Source organism: Paenibacillus dauci (genome assembly GCF_000971985.1).
Lineage (GTDB): Bacteria > Bacillota > Bacilli > Paenibacillales > Paenibacillaceae > Saccharibacillus > Saccharibacillus dauci.
In genome coordinates this window covers 284,800-305,676 of the sequence record NZ_KQ040798.1, presented here as the reverse complement: position 1 = coordinate 305,676, position 20,877 = coordinate 284,800, and the positions used below count along the sequence as shown (strand labels likewise).

The window sequence follows — 20,877 nt, the reverse complement described above, 5'->3', positions numbered from 1 at the left end:
GGGCCTGCATCATAGAGCATAATGACCTCTGATAGAGCAAATCGCTGATATCTTCTTTTTCCCATGGAATTTTAATTATTGACCTTGGATTTATTATCTTTTTAATTGTTTTTAATGTGCAATTAAGGTTAATAAGCGAATATAAGAATGTACCGAGTAAGACATACACACGGCATTCATATCATGGGAATTTGGGAGGTATCTTCATGGAAGACAAGAACAGAAATGAATTGAATAACGGCTCCGAGCTCAACGGCCAAAACCATAATACAACTAATTCTAACGAAGCAGGAACTGACAACGGACAATCGCATTATTATTCTTATGGTCCTTTCCAATCGTTTAACAAAGACAAAGAACAGCCTGCAGAATCTCATCAAGATGCAGTGCCGGAAGCCAAAGACGTAGAGGTTACTCCTCCTCAGCCGGTACGCCCGGTCTACAGTTCGGCCCCAGGAAATACGCAGCGCAATGACAATCCAGACCCACTGAATCATATTCACAACAACTACAATGGTAACGGTTATAACGGTAATGGTGGAGATGCCGGTAATCGCAAGCCAGCCCAATTTCAATATAGCAAACCGAAAAGTCCTGTCAAAACAGTAGTCGCTTCTGTCCTCGCAGGGATGATTGTCATGACTGCAGGGATGTATGGAGCCGATCGGGCGAATTTGTTCACTCCGGATGCACCTACGGTAAGCAGCAGTTCGACAACTGCAACAACGACGACTCCGCCAAGTAGCGGAATTACCCAAGCCGCTCTTCCAGCAGGTTCTGCCGATGTAGCCGACGTAGCCAAAAAAGCGAGTCCGGCTGTTGTCAAAATCGAGACCTATTCCAATTCGCGCTCAAGCAACAGCGGTAACGGCAGTAATCCGTACAGCGATCCAATGTTCCGTTTCTTCTTTGGTGATCAGGGAGACGGTCGCGGTGGTAGTGGTGGCTCCGGTGGTAGTGGAAACGGCGGCAGTGGCAGTGGTGGATCTTCGAGTTCGCTGACACCATTGGGTATTGGATCTGGCTTTATTTTCGATAAATCGGGTTATATCCTGACCAATGCTCACGTTGTTGGCGAAGCGGATGTGATTCAGGTAACGCTGGAAAATAACAAAACACCTTATGAAGCCAAACTGATGGGCAAAAGCGATGATCTCGATCTGGCTGTGTTGAAAATCGAGCCAACCGAAGGCGAGACTGATTTCCCGTATATCTCCCTTGGTAACTCGGACGATATGACAATTGGCAGCTGGGTAGTGGCGATCGGTAATCCTCAAGGATTCGATCATACCGTCACAGCAGGTGTACTGAGTGCGAGAGAACGTGAAATTACAGCTTCGGATGCGTCTAATGGTCAGTCGACAAACTATCAGCATTTGCTGCAGACAGACGCGTCTATCAACCCTGGTAACTCTGGTGGACCGCTGCTCAATATGAACGGTCAGGTGATCGGTATCAATACTGCGGTTAGTGAAGGCGCGCAGGGTATCGGTTTTGCAATTCCATCCAATGTAGTATCCCAGGTGGTAGACAAACTGAAAAATGGTAAAGAAATTCCGGCTACACCAGTTCCATTTATCGGTGCTTCACTGATGACACTGACTCCTGAGATTTCCCAGCAGCTGGGTATCGATACAACCAGTGGTTCAGTAGTGACCGAGGTGCTGTACAGATCTCCTGCGTATCAAGCAGATCTGCGCTCTTACGATGTAATTACCGGTATCAATGGTACCAATTATTCCAATAGCCAGGATCTGATTACAGCTATTCAGAAGCTGTCTGTAGGAGATACAGTGACATTGAATATTATTCGTGACGGTAAATCATCGCAGGTTAAAGTGAAAATCGGTGACCGTAATAACTATGAGAACACTATGAATAATTCCGGCTCCGGCAACGGACAATAACCACTTTGCTCTGTTCAGACGGGTACGGATGCAGGACAATAATATGCGTTTTATATGACATCTTACTCGGGTCAATAACGGTATCCGATAAATATAGATTGGAGGCGGAAGGGATATTCCTTTCCGCCTTTTGTGCTGCTATAGTGTATTTATCCATTCATTGATACAATAGAACTAACTATCTAATCACACAGGATATGCTGCTGCATTCCATAACCTGTCCGAAGGAGAACAAGCGATGAGACCGACTATTCTAATTATTGACGACGACGAGAAAATTATTTCCATGCTCCGCCGGGGGCTGGCTTTTGAAGGGTATGAGGTACTAACAGCATCCAACGGAGCCGAAGGATTAAATAAAATGCTGGAAAATGATCCTGCACTGATGGTATTGGATGTAATGATGCCGCAGGTAGATGGATTCGAAGTATGCCGCCGCGTACGGGAAGCCGGAAGTTCAGTGCCGATCCTGATGCTGACAGCCAAGGATGAAGTAGAGAACCGGGTTAAAGGTTTGGATGCCGGAGCTGATGATTATCTGGTCAAACCATTCGCACTGGAAGAATTGCTGGCACGGGTGCGTGCACTGCTGCGCCGTAAACCGGATACGAATAATTCCAGTAATAGCCGCTTAACCTATGAAGATCTGACCCTTGATCCCGATGCTCGTGAAGTTATGCGTGACGGACAGCGCCTGGAGCTGACTGCCAAGGAATTTGAATTGCTGCATCTGTTTATGCAGAATCCGAAGCGTGTATTGTCGCGTGATCTGATCATGGATAAAATATGGGGCTACGACTACAGCGGGGAATCCAATGTGCTGGAAGTCTATATTGCCATGCTCCGCCAGAAGACGGAAGAGTATGGCGGCAAACGGCTGATTCAGACCATTCGGGGTGCCGGTTATATTCTAAGAAGCAACAGCTGAAGAAAGGACTAACAACAGTATGTCAATACGCTTAAGACTGACAGTATGGTATTCCGGCATATTAGCGGTGACATTGATGCTGTTCAGTGTTGCTATATACACCTTTGTGTATTTCAATACGTATCAGGAACTGCGCAACCGGCTGAATGATCAGATCAGTCGTATTCAGGTAGCAGTGAGTATGCCTGACAGCGAGGGACATGTGGATATGGCACCTTCGCGCAAAGATTATAATCGTCTGCTGGAATCAGGCTTCCGGATCAAGCTGGGCAATTATACAGACAGCAGCAAGGACATTTCCTACAACGGCGGATTTTTGGAAATACCGGCAGCCAACAAAATTCCAGATGATCTGAGACAGATTGATTATAATGGACGGTCTTATCTGGTGGCCTATGCCGGTATCCCCGGAGTGGTCGATGATGACGGCACTGCCCAGTTGCTTGGAGTGCTTATTATTGCTGCGGATATGACAGATGCACATCAGCTGTTTGATGATTTGCGTGTGACGTTGATCGTGGGTTCACTGGCGACGCTGTTTATCGCTTTTACACTGGGCCTGTTCCTCGCACGCAAATCGATGGCACCTATCGGTAAAGTTATCAAGGCTGCCAACCAGATCCAGAATGGTAGAGATTTGAGCGTCCGTATCGATTATGATGGTCCCAATGATGAGATCGGTCAGCTGATCAGTACGGTAAATGGCATGCTTAGCCGTACAGAGACCTTTTACCGGGATCTGGCAGAAGCGTATACAGCGCAGCGCAGATTCGTATCGGATGCGTCTCATGAACTGCGTACGCCATTAACTACTATTCGTGGCAACGTGGATTTATTGCAAAAAGCATGGAATAAAAAACCGCATGAAGCCCCGCATCTGGATGAGGAGAGTCTCAAGCAGCTATCGATGGAAGCTATCAATGATATTGCGGATGAATCCAAACGGATGAGCCGATTGATCAATGATATGCTGTCCCTTGCTCGGGCTGATGCCGGTCAGACCATTGTTAAGGAAAGCCTGCCTGCAGCAGAACTGGTCGAGGAGGTTGTACGGCGTGCACAGTTTATTCCCCATCGTGCAGACTGGCAACCTGCAGATACTTCCAGCCTGCAGGAATATTTTATTTATGGTAACAAAGACTATTTGCAGCAGATGCTGTTTATCTTTATTGAAAATGCGTTTAAATACACCCCTGAGGGTATTGTGTCACTGGATACTGTGTTATACGAAGATCAGATTGGTATTCGTATTACCGACTCGGGGATCGGAATGGATCAGGAAGAAGTTCCGCATATTTTTGAGCGGTTCTATCGCGCGGATGAGTCCCGTGGTGTCACACCGGGAACCGGCTTGGGATTATCGATAGCCAAGTGGATTATTGATGAACATGAAGGTTCTGTCGAAGTGATAACGGCCAAAGGCAAAGGAACGACGTTTGTCATCTGGCTCCCGCTCGCTGCCGTTCCTGTAGAATCTCATAGTGATCCATCTGCACAGATACCGGAAAAAGAAATACTGGAAATTCCGGAAATCGTCAAGGAAGAAAAGAAAGCTTTTATCAAGGACTTCAGACGCAAATCGGTCAAATCCGGTAAAACCGATAAACCGGAAAAGCCGGATTAAGCATTACAGTTATTTAGAGGAAAGGGGCTTTCACTGAGCGCTTCGCCTTTCCTCGGGACCTTGTTATAGAGTATAATGGTGGTATTGCTTTGCTTAAGCAAACCCCAGAAAGCAGGTGTTAAGCTCATATGGAAATTGTGAAAATCGCGCCACGTGGATACTGTTATGGTGTCGTTGACGCTATGGTGATTGCACAGCAGGCCGCACAGAATCTTGATCTGCCGCGACCGATTTATATACTGGGCATGATTGTACACAACAGTCATGTGACCAAAGCATTTGAAGACCAGGGTATTATTACACTGGATGGACCGAATCGTGTAGACATTCTGGAGCAGGTGGAGAGTGGTACCGTTATATTTACTGCTCATGGTGTATCTCCGGAAGTACGCCGTCTGGCACGGGAAAAAGGACTGACCACGGTCGATGCAACTTGTCCTGATGTTACGCGTACCCATGATCTGATCCGTGATAAGACAGCTGAAGGTTATCAGGTGATCTATATCGGTAAAAAAGGCCATCCCGAGCCGGAAGGTGCGATTGGTGTAGCACCCGATGATGTCTTCCTGATCGAAAAGGAAGAAGAAATCGAACAGCTGAATATTTCCGGTGAACGTATTCTGATTACCAACCAGACTACGATGAGTCAGTGGGATATTCGTATTATTATGAAGAAACTGCTGGAGAAATTCCCGGGAGCCGAAGTTCATAACGAGATTTGTCTGGCGACGCAGGTTCGCCAGGAAGCTGTCGCCGAGCAGGCCGGACAGGCAGAGCTGGTTATTGTGGTAGGTGACCCGCGGAGTAATAACTCCAACCGTCTGGCTCAGGTATCAGAGCAGATCGCCGGTGTAACAGCCTACCGGATCTCGGATATTACCGAGTTGAATCTGGACTGGCTCAAGGGCAAATCCCGTGTAGCGGTAACAGCGGGAGCATCGACACCAACACCTATTACCAAGGAAGTTATCAGTTATCTCGAACAGTATGATAACAATGATCCATCGACATGGGAGATTACGCGTACAGTGAATCCGAATCGTCTGCTTCCACCGGTTCGTGAGAAAAAAGGCAGAACGACTAATCAGCCTGTTCGTCATTCCTGATCGATTAATCCATCATTACGTTCATAAAATTGTAAAAAAGAAGTGTCTGTTCTGCAAAAGAACAGGCACTTTTCTTTCATTTATAGATGAGTTATGTTTAGATAATACGTATAAGTTTTTGCATTATATAACAAGATGCTTACACTATGCAGGAGGAGATAACGGCTTGACAGACTATACTATTTCTTGTATATTTGCTTTAGTGATTAAAAGCTAAAAAGCTTAAAAGCGAACCAGTACTAAAGTTGAATGTGTACTTTGGATTATTCACTTGGATAGTACAATAAACTGGTCTCCTCGGATGGGTATTTATTGTACCTATCTTAAGCAGTAGGTATTCATATAAATAACTTGTTGAAAAATTTTCGACTCTTTAGATAGCACGTTATTCAAGTTATTTAGATTATCAGGTCATATCGGATCATAGGGTGACCGGCTAACTGCTATAACCGGATTAGAATATCCGGGCAATCATTTATTTCAAATACGGAAGGAAGAATAAATATGATTACTATCGTATCCAAACAGGCTGCACGCGAGCAGCTCAATCACATTGTTGAAGTTATCGAGCAGGAGGGTGTACAGGCACATATTGCCCATGCGCCGGATCATACGGTCGTTGGCATGATTGGCAGTATCAAACCTTCTCTGGTAGAACGCCTGCAGCAGCTACCAGGTGTAGAAAAAGTAGAAAAAGTATCTAAATCATACAAACTGGCAAGCCGGGAGTTCCATCCGGAAAATACAGTTATTCAGATCGGTGATGTCAAAATTGGCGGCGGCGAGTTGGTCGTTATGGGCGGTCCATGTGCCGTAGAATCTGCCGAACAAATCGATGAAATTGCAAGACTCGTCAAAGCAGCAGGCGGTCAGGTACTGCGTGGCGGAGCATTCAAGCCGCGTACCGGTCCATACAGCTTCCAAGGGGTGGGCGTTGAAGGCTTGATCATGATGGCCGAAGCAGGCAAAAAACATGGACTGCTCACGATTACGGAAGTCATGACACCCGAATATGTGGATATTTGTGCCGAATACGCAGATATTCTGCAGGTAGGTACACGCAATATGCAGAATTTCGATTTGCTGCGCAAACTGGGAGAAGTACGCAAACCGGTTCTGCTCAAGCGTGGATTCAGTGCGACCTACGATGAATTGCTGAATGCGGCCGAATACATTCTGGCTGGCAGTAATCCGGATGTTATGCTGTGCGAACGCGGCATACGTACATTCGAGTCCTACACCCGTAATACGCTGGATCTATCGGCTATTCCGGTTCTGCAGCATCTCAGTCATTTGCCGGTTATCTCTGACCCAAGTCATGGTACAGGGCGACGCGAGTTGGTCGAGCCGATGACCCGTGCCTCGGTCGCAGCTGGTGCAGACGGACTGATTATCGAAATGCATACCGACCCAGATAATTCCATGACCGGAGATGGTGTACAGTCCCTGTTCCCGGATCAGTTTGCCCGTCTGCTGCGTGAGCTGGAGCAGCTGTCTCCGATTATCGGGAAAAGCTTTGCTACGCCAAAAGCGCCAGCAGAATCTTTTGCTCCACAGCTGCAGCGCTAAGCTGTATTTAGATAGACTATTTTGGGCTGCACAATATATTTAACGATCCTTTTGAAAGACCGGTCTCTACGTAGAACCGGTCTTTTTGTTATACCTTATACTGCAATTCTGCTAGGAAATAAGCAGATAATCAGCTGCTAGAATACCTGTTAAAAGTCCGCATACAGAGCGGAATGCCGCCATTATAAAGCTGGGAATGAACAGGCATTGACAAAAAAATATTCAAAAGCGGCACTTGTAGTTTCTGTGCAGATGAAGTATGATGCCATTTAAACATTGATTCGACGCGTTAAAGCATGGTGGTATTATCGTATTTCTGGAGTAGAATTGACGAGCCAATTTCTTTTTTGGTAAGCTATAATGTGTAAGCATATCTTACATTCCGATCAGAAATATCTAACATGGCTATTGACGATGTCAGGTTTTACGTTTTATAATGACGAAAGAAAAAAAACGAGAAAATGAACATTGTACATCAGAAAAGTTGTAATGTTCGGAAATTTGGGGAGGAAAGTACAAATGCCGGTAGAAAATGTATTGAAACTCGCACAAGAAAACAATATTGAGTGGTTCGATTTCCGTTTTGTGGATTTGTCTGGTCGTGCACACCATATCTCTTTGCCAGCTACTGAAGTGGATGAGGATACGTTTGTAAATGGTGTAGCTTTTGATGGTTCTTCCATTCCTGGTTTCCGTGGAATTGAAGAGTCGGATATGGTTATGATGCCAGATCCCGAGTCCGTATTCGTTGATCCGTTTACCGCTCACCCAACACTGAACGTTATGTGCAACATCTACACTCCGGACGGAGAGCGCTATGAGCGTGACCCTCGCGGTATCGCCGAGAAAGCAGAAGAATATCTGCAATCCAGCGGTGTAGGTACGGCGGCGTTCTTTGCCCCTGAATCCGAATTTTTCATCTTTGACGATGTTCGTTATCATAGCGGAATGAATGAATCCACATACTCTGTGGACTCCAACGAAGCTTTCTGGAACAGCAACCGTGCTGAAGAAGGCGGCAACATGGGCTTCAAAATCCGTAAAAAAGGCGGATATGTACCGGTAGCTCCTGTAGATTCCCAGCAAGATATCCGCAGCGAAATGTGTCGCCTGCTTGAAGAAGCCGGCCTCAAAATCGAGCGTCATCACCATGAAGTAGCAACTGCCGGTCAGGCAGAAATCAACTTCCGTTTTGATACGCTGCGCTGCACAGCGGATAATCTGCTGAAATACAAATACATCGTGCACAATACTGCACATCAATACGGCAAAACAGCAACATTCATGCCAAAACCGCTGTTTGGCGACAATGGTAGCGGAATGCACGTTCACCAATCGATCTTCGATGGTGACACACCACTGTTCTATGAAAAAGGTTCTTATGCCAACCTGAGTGAAATGGCAATGCACTATCTGGGCGGTATTCTGTACCATGCTCCAGCGCTGATCGCTCTGACCAACCCGAGCACGAACTCTTTCAAACGTCTGGTTCCTGGTTATGAAGCACCGGTTAACCTTGTATTCTCCAAAGGTAACCGTTCTGCAGCAGTTCGTATTCCAATCGCATCCGTTACACCAAAAGGCTGTCGTATCGAGTTCCGTACACCGGACTCCACAGCTAACCCTTATCTGGCATTCTCCGCAATGCTGATGGCTGGCCTAGATGGAATCAAAAAGAAAATGGACCCACGTGAACTGGGTTATGGACCTTTTGACAAAAACATCTATGAACTGTCTGACGAAGACAAAGCAGGCATCCGCAGTGTACCGGCTTCCCTCGAAGAAGCACTGGACGAGCTGGAGAAAAATCATGAATTCCTGACAGAAGGCGGCGTATTTAGCAAAGACTTTATCGCCAACTATATTGCATTCAAACGTGCTGAAGCCAAAGATGTAGCTATTCGCGTACATCCGCACGAGTTCAGCCTGTACTACGACTGCTAATCCGCTGTATACCAGCGAAGCAGATCAATCCTGTAATCCCACGATCCTCCGGAACTGCGACTCCGGAGGATTTTTTAAATGAAATTAATACTATTGAAATAAAATAAAGATAGCTGTCGACTAGATACCATAGTGACAAAAAGCACTTGCTCGTCCTGGCAATTGCTGATATCATATCGATAATTATCACAAACCTGACATCATCGTATTAACGGATTAAAGGTATAACGCTGAATTGAAAGGGTGGAGAAAGAGATGACCAAGAGAGCTTATAATTTTAATGCCGGCCCGGCAGCACTGCCGCTGGAAGTGCTGGAACGTGCCCAGAAGGAATTTGTAGACTATCAGGGTAACGGAATGTCTATTATGGAGATGTCGCACCGTGGTGCCGTCTACGAAGCTGTACATAATGAAGCACAGCAGCGTCTGTTATCCCTGCTGGGTAATCCGGAAGGATACAAGGTTCTGTTCCTGCAAGGTGGAGCAAGCACACAATTTGCCATGCTGCCCCTGAACCTGCTGGGTGAAGGCCAGGTAGCCAGTTATGTAGCGACTGGCAGCTGGGCAGATAAAGCGATCAGTGAGGCCAAGCTGATCGGTGAGGCGCACGTAGCAGCTTCCTCCGAAGCTCAGGACTTCATGCAGATTCCTGCTCTGGAAGATATCCAGATCCCGGACAATGCAGCCTACCTGCATGTGACTTCCAATGAGACGATTGGTGGTATCCAGTACAAAGAGTTCCCGGATACCGGCAATGTTCCACTCATTGTAGATATGTCCAGTGATATTCTGAGCCGTCCGCTGGATATGAGCCAGTTTGGCATGATCTATGCCGGCGCACAGAAAAATCTGGGTCCATCCGGAGTAACGGTAGTCGTAGCTCGTGAAGAGCTTCTTGCCAATTCGCCAAAAAGTATTCCGACCATTATGCGCTACAGCACCTATCTGAAAAATAATTCTCTCTATAATACACCGCCTTCATTTGCCATCTATATGGTCAACGAAGTACTCAAATGGATCGAGGAGCAAGGTGGACTTGAAGGTGTAGCCCGTAATAATGAGCGTAAGGCTGCTCTGATTTACGATGCGATTGATGAGAGTGGAGGCTTCTACAAGGGAGCTGCAGAAGTGTCCAGCCGCTCCAATATGAATATTACATTCCGCTTGTCTTCCGAGGAACTGGACAAAGCATTTGCCAAAGCGTCCGAGCAGGCCGGATTTGTCGGTCTCAAAGGTCATCGTAGCGTTGGCGGATTGCGTGCATCGATCTACAATGCTGTTCCTTATGAGAGCTGTGAAGCGCTGGTCGAATTCATGAAAGATTTCCAGACAAAAAATAGCTAAACAGAGCAACTTTTACCTCCATATTAGCGTAAATACTTAAAGCCTTCCCGCAAGGGGAGGCTTTTTTAAAAAAATTCAACTATTTTTTGTCAAAAGCTGTCGCAATTTACCGAGATAGGTTATAATCAAAAAGTACTATAAAAAAGGTGGAAACAGAACTATGGCACTACACATCGTATTGGTGGAACCAGAGATACCAGCTAACACCGGAAATATTGCCAGAACATGCGCAGCTACAGGAATTTACCTGCATCTTGTACGTCCTTTAGGCTTCAGAACAGACGATGCTACCCTAAAAAGAGCAGGACTCGATTACTGGCATGCTGTCAATATTGAGTATCATGACTCATTCGAAGAAGTACAAAAGTCCTATACTGGACATCGCTTTTTCTATGCAACTACAAAAGCTAAAAACAGATACTCTGATTTTAAGTTTCAAGATGGTGATTTTTTTGTATTTGGCAAAGAAACCAAGGGCTTACCACCCGAGCTGATCGCAGCTAATCCGGAGACAGCCATGAAAATGCCAATGACCGATAATGTACGTTCGCTGAATCTTTCTAACTCGGCAGCTATTATTGTATATGAGGCGCTTCGTCAATTGGATTTCCCTGGGATGAAATAATCATAGCTCCCGGTGAGAAAAGCACGGTTTCTAAAAGAAAGAATAGAAATTAGTAAAAGTTAGCAGGATTCGAGAAGTAAGCGGAGAATATTTAAGAAAAGCGGAATTAAGTGAATATATAGCTGATATTCCAAATTTTGTGATTCTTTTATTTTCCTTTACTTCTACAAGCAGCATTAGCAATAATGCGACAGAATGAATAACAGAGAGGTGTATATTAGTATGAAACCGGCAGGCGTTGTACGTAAAGTAGATCAATTGGGAAGAATCGTATTACCAAAATCATTGCGCAAAAGATATCAAATGAATGAAGGAGATCCTGTAGAAATCCTCGTTCAAGGCGACCATATCATTTTGGAGAGATACCGTCCAAAATGCGTGTTCTGCGGATCCATGGAAGAAGTTAGCGAATTCAAAGAACGTTATATCTGTGGTCAGTGCGTAACAGAAATGAATTTGATTCCCAAAAATGCCTAATTCATTTAATGAGTAACATTTATGGTCAGCTTGGATTGCGAGGAGAATGTGCTGCATCAGGCTGACCATAAATGCATGATTATAAGCAATAACATCAAAGCCCCCGCTTCCTTGATCTGCTGGTACGGAACCAGTAGCGAGGAAGTGGGGGCTTTTGATATGTTTATAGGATTCGGATTATTTGAAAAACAAAAAGTTGGTAGCTACCGGGCGCAGATTGCCATCTGAAGGTCTATTGACTACACGTCCGTTCAGAATAAGCGAAGTAGAACCTCCACCATCCAGATTATAGGCATCGGTCACGCCCATGTTGTACATTTTGTCCTGAAGCTCCTTGAGAGTAGCGCCGGAACTGCCATTTTCATTATAACCATCTGCAGTCATAATAATAATCTGATCATCCTTGTACTTGCCAATCACTGTACGCGGAGCACGCAACGGTGTTTTTTGCCATTTGGCCGGAATAGGGGTCTTTTTGCCGTTCTGAATCAATACAGGTACAAAAGAAGCGCCAAAGGAAGGACTAAGTGCATCCAATTTGGCTTTGCTGGTGAATTTGCCGCCAATCAGCTTGCCTGAATCATTCAATCCTACAAAGAACAGATCCTTGAAAGTCGCTTCGAATCCATTCACATATCTTCCGTTCAATACCGTTGTACTAAGCGGATAACGCTTGCCACCTGCGTCTGCAAATCCCCCGGCGTTAATGCCTGCGATTGCTCCATACCGCTGTACAGCAGTTAAGGTAGTCTCTGCACCGCCGTAAGCATCTTTACCCAGAGTCATTTTCATGGCATGCGGGTCTTTGAGCTTAATCTTCATGGCGTAGGCTTTGTAGGTTCCTGGATTCAGCCGGTACAATTCGATATGAATTTTGTTGCTATTGACCCGTTCACTCGCTGCACCCAGTTTGGAAGTGATACGCCGATTATAGATTTGCTCCGGCTTGGCCGCCTGGGTAGAGGCTGCTTTGACGATAGAAGACATGGCTGTGGTGGTCTTGTTATACAGCCGGGTTGTCTTCTCGATCGAAGCGGATGTCTGAACAGCAATCTTTTCCGCTTGATCCAGTGTGTTCAAAATCTCGCCGGATTGCGCATCCAGGCTGGCAGCAGGTGCATATTCCTCCAGATGCAGTGGTACAGTCATAGATTTGGATTGCAGCAGCATCACTAATAGTAATCCGATAAAGGGAGCAGTCGCCAGCATAAAAAAACGATTTATTCTTTTGACATTCCGGTTCATTTGAGCAGCTCCATTTTCTTTTGCAGGTTATTCAGCTGCTTTTGTACTTCATTGAGCTGGGTGTATAATTTATTGCTGTTGTCTGTTTTGCTGCTGGCGTTATCCTTGGTAAAGGTAAGCAGCTCGTTAAAGGACTCCACTTTGCTCTGAAGTGCATTCATATCCTTGGACATATCTTTGAACCGGGCATCATAATCCTGATGCAGAGCAGCAATCTGACGTTGTGTATCGGCCTGGATCGCTGTGATCATCTGCTGCTTCATATGATTGCTGTATAGGTAGGCTGCGGTAGCACCGAGCGCGATAATCAATATCCAGAACACCAAAAACCATTTGGCAGAGGACCCTCTAGGGGGCTGGAAACGTGATCGTACACGCGGATTATTCTCTGCTTTGGACTCCATTCAGAATCACCTCAATAATACGATTATTTATCGAACAGACTACATTCTAACATGTACGTTCCGACCCGTCTAATTTGCCAAAAAGGCAGCTTGTTCTGCGCTTTTGTAGAACTTATCGGCGGTATAGGCTGCTTTTTTATACCTGAAAAGAAAATAAAAAAAACAGTTGGGATTTGGACATTTCTATCGTCTTCTATCGGTATAAATACCAAACATAATCTGAAATAAATGCAAAATATGGCATAAAAAATTATTGGTTGCTAGCCGATATGTAACTATACGGTAATAAAAGAAACAACCATGATAAACAGGAAGGAAGTGTCCAAGTGGAGAGTATTTGGAAGGTTATCATTATCGATAATCATCCGGCATTGATGCTGGGTACCAAACTAATACTGGAAGAAACGGCTGATCTGAGTGTCGTGGCAACTGCCAGTTCCGTCAAGGAAGGTGTTCAGCTTACTGCACGTATCAAGCCGGATCTGATTCTGCTCGATGACTCACTGCCAGAGGGCAATGCCGAACATTATTTGCGTCAAATGAAACGCAGCAGTACAGAGAGTCATGTGATTGTGCTGACAGGCGATAATAATTTATCCTTATTTGCTGGTCTCATGAGTATGGGGGCAAGCGGTGTATTATCCAAGGAATCTTCACCTGCGCAGCTGCTGCATCTTATTAATGGTCTCAGACAGGGACTGACTGTTATTCCATTATCATGGCTGAATCAGGGCGTGGTACCGGTGCCTGCCGAGATTCCGACAGATGGCTATTTTGAATTATCCCAAATCGAGCACACGATCATGATTCAAATTACACAAGGGCTTACATATGACAAGATCGCTGATGTGATCCGTGTAAGCCGGCGTTCTGTCGATAATTATTTGCGTAAAATCTATGACAAGCTGGGCGTAAACAGCCGTGCGCAAGCGATTGAGAAATATACATTATACTCCCATACCGCTTCATTCAAGGGAGCTCTGGAGTCTCATCCGAGCATTGTAGCTATAGAATCGGCTGTAGCTATCGAACCGGTAATCAAAGTAGAACGCTCTGCTCCCGTAAAAAAGGTTGCCCTGGATTGAAGTTCAGGTGTATGATCTTGAAAAAGCATCGTACAGGAGGCTGGAACGGTGAAATTCTTATTTGCATCAAGGGTCAGCAATATGCCTGCATTCTCGGTTCGTTCGGAGGATAGTCGGCAGCGTCATGAATCGTGGATTTCACTGGCGGAAGAACTGCCGGCCGAAGAGCTGTTTCCGCTCTCTCAGCTGGGAGAAGCCGCTGGTACCGTGTTCTCTGCCGGCCCGCGTGTATTACAGTATGGAGAGGTAGCCGGATCACTGGCATTGCGTCAGTGGCTGCATGCCCGCTGGAAGCAGGATCAGCGATTGTCGGTAGATCCCGCCAATATTCTGTTAACGTCAGGCAGTCAGCAGACGATTGATTTGCTGGTACGTATCTATGTGAATAGTGGAGAGACTGTACTGGTGGAATCTCCAGCGCCGCCCGGCTGTCTGCAGGTACTTCATTTGCAGGGAGCGCGGGTTATTCATGTTGCTTGTGATGAGCAGGGGATAATCCCGGAAAGTCTGGATGAGATGATTCGTCTGCATCGCCCCAAGCTGCTGTTCGTTTCGCCCAATTTTGGCAATCCGACTGGCAGAGTGTGGAGTCTGGAGCGCAGACAGGCTGTGCTGGCATTATGTATGCAGCATGAACTGCTGATCGCCGAAGATGATGCCTATGGCGATCTGCATTTTGGCTCGGAGCCGGTCAGTTCTTTTCGGCAGCGTTATCCTACCCTTTTCAAGCTAGATCGGGATCAGGGTGGCAATCATGTACTGTATATTGGTTCATTCAGCAAGACCATTGTACCCGCACTGCGGATTGGATGGGCCGCCGGTGATGAACATCTGATTCAGGTGATGTCCGCTGCCAAGCAGACTGCCGACTGGCAATCCAGCACGATGAACCAGACCATACTGCTTCGTCTGCTACAGTCGCAGCGTTTTGACTGGAGCAGTCATATCACCATGCTCAACCGTGAATATGATATCCGTCTCAAACTGATGCTCGAGCTGCTCAAGCGTCCCAACTGGCGAGGCACCGAGGTAGAGGTTCCCATCGGAGGCATGTTCCTGTGGGCCCAGCTGCCTGACCAGCTGGATGGTGAAGCGCTACTGAGCAGAGCCCTGGAAAAAGGAGTATCGTTTTTGCCGGGGGCGCGTTGTTATGCCAGCGGTGAAGGCAGTAGTTCGATCCGGCTTAACTTTACACACCCCGGCCGTGATGAGCTGCTGTTAGGGATGAATCTGATTTCCGAAGTGATCGCAGAGATGAGGCAGGATGGTAAATAAGCTCCGTATTGCTGAAGCGGTAAGCTGTCTAGTTATGATTGATGTTCGCTGGACTCGATAGCATCTATCGGCTGCAGGACATGGGCATAATCGATCAATGCTTGGCGACCTGTCGAAGTGAGGCGATAGCGTCCGCGGGAGACACGTTCAAACCAGCGGTAGTAGTTGTTTTGCAAAATATCTGCAGCTGTACCAATACCGGTCAGATCACGCAGCTGACGAGGAGACAGCGTCTCCTGTTCGCCAAAGGCGTTCGCTATACGCAGTGCCTTCTCACGATAGGCAGTAATAAGGGGGACTCCGGTACTGCCACCCAGATTATAATCGCCACTGCGCTCGGACAATTCTTTGAGCAGCCGCTGTTTTCGACTACCTTTGCGTGGTTGTCGTGCAGGAGCACTGCTATGGATCGGTTCACATAATATTTCAATAAATGGGGATTTGGTTTTATATAATGTCACTGTCAGGAGGCCAAGGCCCAGACGGCGGCAAAGATCGGTCAGCTCTCCCCAGCGCTGATTATGCGCGCCCTTTTTGGCGCGGTTGCGCTCGACCGCTACATAAACATTACTACTCAGTTTGAGACGTTCAACTCCCTGCAACAGAAGCGGGAGATTGAACGTTTTTTTGATTTCGACAATTAGAGGCTCAGTGTCACCCGCTCGCAGACCCACCAGATCGCAGTGCCGGACTTCGCTCTTGATATCGTATCCCTGACGGGCAAAAAAATCCTTGATCGGTAAATATAATTCGGTCTCGTGCTGTACAGCCATGGTTCCAGTTCTCCTTCAATTAAGCTGCTGAAAGTATACCATATTTGAACTACTCTAAACTAAAACGGTTTATTCTCCGATGTAAATTACATGTTATCTGTTAGTAAATAGAAGATTAAGCAATATTTATAGCAGAATCACTATATACCGCACAGGGGGATTCATAATGATAGAGGTTTCATCTCAGCGCCGGCGGCAGCTCGAATACATCCGATTGACGGATAAAGACGTGCAGATGCTGGCTTCATATCGCGCAATTTTTGAAAAAGTGGTTGATGAAGTAGTCGACTATTTTTATGATCATATCGATAAGTATCCGGATCTGAAGCGTGTTATCCAGAGCAATGGATCATCGGTGCATCGTCTTAAGCAGACCCAGCGGGATTACTGGCTTTCGCTTGCCGGCGGCGTTATTAATGAAGAATTTATTGAGCATCGTCTCAAAATTGGCAAAATTCATTCCCGGATCGGACTGAATCTGGATTATTACCTGGGTACGTACATGACCTACACGGATATCGCTGCACGGGTATTGGAACGGGAACTGCCGGATCAGTGGATGCCTGTACTCAATGCACTGACACGCATGTTCAATCTGGATTCCCAGCTTGTACTGGAGGCATATGGAGAACGAGAGCAGGAGCAGATCCAGGAAATGGCAGATCAGAAGCAGCATATGCTGACATCGGTAACCGAAGTAGTCGACCGGATGAGTAGCATGATTGTAAGGCTGAATGAGAATGCGCGTGATATTTCCGATTCGGCAGGGCATATTGCCGCTTCCCAGGAATTGTCCCTGCAGGAGATGAACAGTCTGGGGCATGAAGTCAAGCAGATCAGTACAGTAGGGTCCATTATGCGGGAGCTGTCGGATCAGACGCATCTGCTCGGTCTTAACGCTTCTATTGAAGCAGCTCATGCCGGAGAATATGGACGCGGATTCAGCATTGTCGCACAGGAAGTACGCAAGCTGGCAGGTTCCTCGCAGAATGCATTAAAAGATATTAATGGTACGCTTCAAGTTATTATGTCACGTCTGAATCAGGTAGAAGAGAGCTTTAAGCATAATGTGGAATTATCCCGTCAGCAGGCAGGCAGTTCACAGGAACTGGCGACTTTTGCTCAGATGATTGAACAGGTAGCACGTGAGCTGGAGGAACTCCAACAGGCAGAATGCAGGAGCTGATTCACCCCGGAATAGAACAGAAATAATGAGCAAAAAAAAGTTTGATAAAAAAACAGAAGTTCTTTGACTTTTTGAGGTATGAGTGTATAATAGGAAGAGCGTGATTAATTTTATGAACGAAGGTGATTACTCATGAAAAAAGAAGGACATCCTAAATTCCAACAGGCTATTTTCTTGGATCCAAGCTGCGGATATAAGTTCCTGAGTGGAACAACTAAAACTTCCGGCGAAACAATGGAATGGGAAGACGGCAACACTTATCAAGTAATTCGTGTTGATACTAGCTCTGCTTCTCATCCGTTCTACACTGGTAAACAAAGAAACGCAGACGTTGGTGGCCGCGTAGACAAGTTCAACAAAAAATACGGCTTGAAAAACTAAGACGTATCTATTGTGAGCTTATCTTCACAACCATTTGCGTTGTGAACCGTCATAAAAAGCGTACCGAGTGCATAATCATTATGCATACGGTACGCTTTTTTTGTGCTTTTTAGCAAATTCGTAAACCGGATGTACATAAGTGTATGCGCATGATTAAAACGAATACTGGTATGTGATGGAAAAGTTTATACTGCGTTTACATTAACCACACACTGCATACAAATTCGACAGATATACTGTTCAAGAAACCATTATCTCATCCGATCGAACTGGCAAAGTAAATACGAACGAAATCTGCTTCTGCTGAAAAATGGTTAAAACAGGTGGAGTGAATATCATGATGGAGCTTACTATTCTAGGTGGAGCAGGCGAGCAGAGCCGTTCCAGTTATCTGCTCCGGCAGGAAGAGCAGTATGTACTGCTGGATTGTGGAATGGATATAGCAGAGGAATCCGGGAATTCTTCAGACAAACTGACGCATATCATGTCCCGGCTGCAGGCTGTTTTTTTGTCACATGCGCATGAAGATCACAGTATCGGACTGCCGCTGCTGGAGCGTTATGGATATACCGGTGAGGTATGGACGACCCGGGCGACGATCCGGCAGCTGCCGGTTTGTCTCAAGGCGCTGGAAGAACATCAATATGCTGTTGCTGATCGTCAATATGCTTCGCTGCCGGCTGGCGAAGAGACGATATCCAGTATCCGTTTCCGCTATCTCGAGGATACCGCGCCACGCGGAGAGTGGACCTGGCTTCAGCCGAATCTGGAAATATGCTGGGGAAGAGCAGGTCATTTGCCGGGTTCTATCTGGATTGCTATCCATTGGCAGGGTAAAACGATTCTCTATACCGGCGACTACAGTGCTGAATCCAGGCTGCTGGAAGCAGATCGGCCCTTGCATCATTCTCGTATCCTGTCGCGTGCCTATCCTGCTCCAGGTCAAATCCGGGATCTGGATCTTGCTATTGTGGATGCAGCCTATGGAGTGGATACCGATCGCCAGGGCAACAAGCTGTCCCAGCTGAATCGCTATATGAAGGAAACACTGAAGCAGGGAGGGGCTATTTTACTGCCGGTTCCCGTGTACGGAAGAGGACAGGAGTTGATGATCTGGGCGAGTGAACAGTACGGAGAGATCCCGATTCTGGTCGAATCGGATCTGCTGGATGCGCTGGAATTGTTCGCAGCAGACCCACATTGGCTGCGTGCTGACGGGATGGCGCGTATTGAGCGATTGCTGCATCATCCACGGCTGCACCGGATGTATGACGATGATTCCAGGGAAGAGCTATTTCTGCGTTATCCCCGTTCGATAGTGTTTACCGACGATGGTATGATGCAATCGGTCAAAGCCCAGCAGCATTATACCCGAATGGCTGCAGGCTCGGCGAATCGTGTTATTTTCACCGGGGATCTGGCTTATGGATCATTCGGACGTGCACTGCTTATGGATATGGAACGGCGTGGTTGCCAGATTCATCATGTACGGTACAAGGTACATCAGGGACTGCCGGATGTGCGCCAGATGCTGCTCGATCTCAAAAGTCCACGCACTCTGCTGGTACATGCGACCCGGCCCCGTACAGATGGATTGGCCCTTCGGCTGCAGCAGGAAGGATTCCAGCAGGTACATGCTCTGCAGCCGGAAGACCAGCTTTACTTTTAGACCATGCAAGCAGAGGAATTGGGGAATCGGACTTGCAGATGTCTAATAGAAAGAGCTGGTAAAGACTCATAACGATAAAAGCGTACCGCAGAGAAGAGATTTCTCAGCGGTACGCTTTTTTGTATATTTACTCTATTTTATTGTTCGCTCTCTAGATATCTAGACCCCTGAACCCTCTCAACCTCTGAATCCCTCATCTGCATAAGTTTGTTCTAAGCAACACCTTGTCTGTTCCGATTAGTTGGTATGGGTAAGACAGGAAGCAAAACGATGGATCAGACCGGAATAATGACGCTCCTTATTGTAGGCATAATACAGATACCGTCGCTGATCCAAGCCAGGCAGTGCTTTCATTTGAAGACGATGCTGACGTACTTCCTCTTCAACAGCCATTTTGGAAAGAAAAGCGACAGAGCCGCCCAGCATTACCGAGCGTTTGATCGCTTCGGCAGAGTCCAGCTCCATATAGTGAAGGGGCTGTAGCCCGATATCGTTCATCCAGCGATCGCTCAGCTGACGTGTGCTGGATTCGCCGCTGTGCAGTACCAGGCGGCTCTGTTGCAGCAGGTCCAGACGAAGTTCTTCTTCTGCCGCCAGCGGATGATCTGGCGAGAAAATGGCAACCAGCTGATCTTCGCCGATCAGTCCTTTGACAAGGGCGGGATGTTCAAAAGGTTCAGTCAGCATAATTCCCAGATCGATCTCGTGATTAATCAGCATCTCTCGTGTTACCGGTGACGTCTGCACTGCAATCGAGATGCTCACACCCGGATGCTGCAGGCTAAACTGGTGAATAATTTCCGGCAGCAGATAGGTAGCTGGTACATAGCTGGCTCCAATACGCAGCTGTCCACGCTCCAGCGCGCCAAATTCCTGTACGATTCGTCTGGATTCTGCCGCAAGTGCATTGATTTTGACAGCATAATGCAGCAGCGCTTTTCCCGGTTCGCGCAGGATGACTTTGCCGCCGCGCGATTCGAACAGGCTAACACCCAATTCTTTTTCCAGACTTTTCATATGAAAGGTAACTGTAGGTTGCTTGAGTCCCAGCTCATCTGCAACCGCAGTGATTTTCTGATGCTTGTTCAGCAATTCTACAATTTGCAGCTTGATCAGATTCATGATTGATTTCCTCCATGCCCCGCTTCGTTATGGAATGGGGTCTGATTTGTTATCCTCTGTTCAATCTAGCATAGATTTATTCGATGACTGTCAAAAGACATCATAGTTAAAATTGATACTTCGTTTACATTATCCGCATATAATACATAAACTCCGTAGCTATACTGAATTCAGAGAGCAATTATCTGATTGAATGACAGGCACCATTTACCT

At 46.5% G+C, this 20,877-nt stretch carries 18 protein-coding genes; 14 read left to right on the top strand and 4 right to left on the bottom strand.

Annotation, left to right across the window (positions count from 1 at the left end):
- Positions 1 to 206: 206 nt before the first annotated feature.
- The 9 genes from WH46_RS01325 (at position 207) to WH46_RS01285 (ending at position 11,524) form a co-directional block, all read left to right on the top strand.
- The gene (locus WH46_RS01325) at positions 207 to 1,907 is read left to right on the top strand and encodes a S1C family serine protease (protein WP_017811327.1); all 1,701 of its coding nucleotides are present in this window, start codon (positions 207 to 209) and stop codon (positions 1,905 to 1,907) included.
- A gap of 238 nt (positions 1,908 to 2,145) precedes the next feature.
- Positions 2,146 to 2,835 (top strand): response regulator transcription factor, encoded by a 690-nt coding sequence (locus tag WH46_RS01320; RefSeq protein ID WP_017811326.1) that lies wholly within the window; start codon positions 2,146 to 2,148, stop codon positions 2,833 to 2,835.
- A 19-nt stretch (positions 2,836 to 2,854) separates the two neighbouring features.
- Positions 2,855 to 4,459 carry a sensor histidine kinase gene (locus tag WH46_RS01315; RefSeq protein ID WP_231584261.1) on the top strand — a complete coding sequence of 535 codons (1,605 nt, stop codon included), beginning with the start codon at positions 2,855 to 2,857 and terminating at the stop codon, positions 4,457 to 4,459.
- A 128-nt stretch (positions 4,460 to 4,587) separates the two neighbouring features.
- Entirely contained in the window at positions 4,588 to 5,565 is a 978-nt protein-coding gene (locus tag WH46_RS01310) for a 4-hydroxy-3-methylbut-2-enyl diphosphate reductase (protein ID WP_017811324.1), read from the top strand.
- Between the two features lie 504 nt (positions 5,566 to 6,069).
- Positions 6,070 to 7,134 (top strand): 3-deoxy-7-phosphoheptulonate synthase, encoded by a 1,065-nt coding sequence (gene aroF / locus WH46_RS01305; protein ID WP_046225437.1) that lies wholly within the window; start codon positions 6,070 to 6,072, stop codon positions 7,132 to 7,134.
- Between the two features lie 519 nt (positions 7,135 to 7,653).
- Positions 7,654 to 9,078, top strand: a complete 1,425-nt coding sequence (glnA, locus tag WH46_RS01300) for a type I glutamate--ammonia ligase (protein WP_017811322.1) — start codon at positions 7,654 to 7,656, stop codon at positions 9,076 to 9,078.
- Positions 9,079 to 9,333: 255 nt separating this feature from the next.
- Positions 9,334 to 10,422, top strand: a complete 1,089-nt coding sequence (serC, locus tag WH46_RS01295) for a 3-phosphoserine/phosphohydroxythreonine transaminase (RefSeq protein ID WP_017811321.1) — start codon at positions 9,334 to 9,336, stop codon at positions 10,420 to 10,422.
- A 160-nt stretch (positions 10,423 to 10,582) separates the two neighbouring features.
- On the top strand, positions 10,583 to 11,047 hold the full coding sequence (gene trmL / locus WH46_RS01290; RefSeq protein ID WP_017811320.1) for a tRNA (uridine(34)/cytosine(34)/5-carboxymethylaminomethyluridine(34)-2'-O)-methyltransferase TrmL: 465 nt from the start codon (positions 10,583 to 10,585) through the stop codon (positions 11,045 to 11,047).
- Positions 11,048 to 11,269: 222 nt separating this feature from the next.
- Positions 11,270 to 11,524: an AbrB/MazE/SpoVT family DNA-binding domain-containing protein gene (locus WH46_RS01285; RefSeq protein WP_017811319.1), complete on the top strand. Its 255-nt coding sequence runs from the start codon at positions 11,270 to 11,272 to the stop codon at positions 11,522 to 11,524.
- A 177-nt stretch (positions 11,525 to 11,701) separates the two neighbouring features.
- Here WH46_RS01285 and WH46_RS01280 read toward each other — a convergent pair whose 3' ends face one another.
- Both WH46_RS01280 and WH46_RS01275 read right to left on the bottom strand, forming a co-directional pair.
- A complete protein-coding gene (locus WH46_RS01280; protein WP_046225436.1) occupies positions 11,702 to 12,769 on the bottom strand; it encodes a phosphodiester glycosidase family protein in 1,068 nt (355 codons plus the stop codon).
- Entirely contained in the window at positions 12,766 to 13,173 is a 408-nt protein-coding gene (locus WH46_RS01275; protein ID WP_046225435.1) for a hypothetical protein, read from the bottom strand. The genes WH46_RS01280 and WH46_RS01275 overlap by 4 nt, the downstream gene beginning before the upstream one ends.
- Before the next feature lie 326 nt (positions 13,174 to 13,499).
- Between WH46_RS01275 and WH46_RS01270 the strand changes: the two genes are divergently transcribed.
- Both WH46_RS01270 and WH46_RS01265 read left to right on the top strand, forming a co-directional pair.
- Positions 13,500 to 14,258: a response regulator transcription factor gene (locus WH46_RS01270; protein WP_052714071.1), complete on the top strand. Its 759-nt coding sequence runs from the start codon at positions 13,500 to 13,502 to the stop codon at positions 14,256 to 14,258.
- Positions 14,259 to 14,306: 48 nt separating this feature from the next.
- Positions 14,307 to 15,533, top strand: a complete 1,227-nt coding sequence (locus WH46_RS01265; protein WP_046225434.1) for an aminotransferase-like domain-containing protein — start codon at positions 14,307 to 14,309, stop codon at positions 15,531 to 15,533.
- A 32-nt stretch (positions 15,534 to 15,565) separates the two neighbouring features.
- On the opposite strand, the gene WH46_RS01260 is transcribed toward WH46_RS01265, so the two are convergent.
- Positions 15,566 to 16,306: a DUF2161 family putative PD-(D/E)XK-type phosphodiesterase gene (locus WH46_RS01260; protein ID WP_046225433.1), complete on the bottom strand. Its 741-nt coding sequence runs from the start codon at positions 16,304 to 16,306 to the stop codon at positions 15,566 to 15,568.
- A gap of 166 nt (positions 16,307 to 16,472) precedes the next feature.
- Between WH46_RS01260 and WH46_RS01255 the strand changes: the two genes are divergently transcribed.
- The 3 genes from WH46_RS01255 (at position 16,473) to WH46_RS01245 (ending at position 19,542) form a co-directional block, all read left to right on the top strand.
- Positions 16,473 to 17,492 carry a globin-coupled sensor protein gene (locus WH46_RS01255; RefSeq protein ID WP_046225432.1) on the top strand — a complete coding sequence of 340 codons (1,020 nt, stop codon included), beginning with the start codon at positions 16,473 to 16,475 and terminating at the stop codon, positions 17,490 to 17,492.
- Between the two features lie 132 nt (positions 17,493 to 17,624).
- A complete protein-coding gene (locus WH46_RS01250; RefSeq protein ID WP_017811312.1) occupies positions 17,625 to 17,873 on the top strand; it encodes a type B 50S ribosomal protein L31 in 249 nt (82 codons plus the stop codon).
- A 337-nt stretch (positions 17,874 to 18,210) separates the two neighbouring features.
- Positions 18,211 to 19,542: an MBL fold metallo-hydrolase gene (locus WH46_RS01245; RefSeq protein ID WP_046225431.1), complete on the top strand. Its 1,332-nt coding sequence runs from the start codon at positions 18,211 to 18,213 to the stop codon at positions 19,540 to 19,542.
- A gap of 237 nt (positions 19,543 to 19,779) precedes the next feature.
- On the opposite strand, the gene WH46_RS01240 is transcribed toward WH46_RS01245, so the two are convergent.
- On the bottom strand, positions 19,780 to 20,664 hold the full coding sequence (locus WH46_RS01240; protein WP_046225430.1) for a LysR family transcriptional regulator: 885 nt from the start codon (positions 20,662 to 20,664) through the stop codon (positions 19,780 to 19,782).
- Positions 20,665 to 20,877 lie beyond the last annotated feature (213 nt).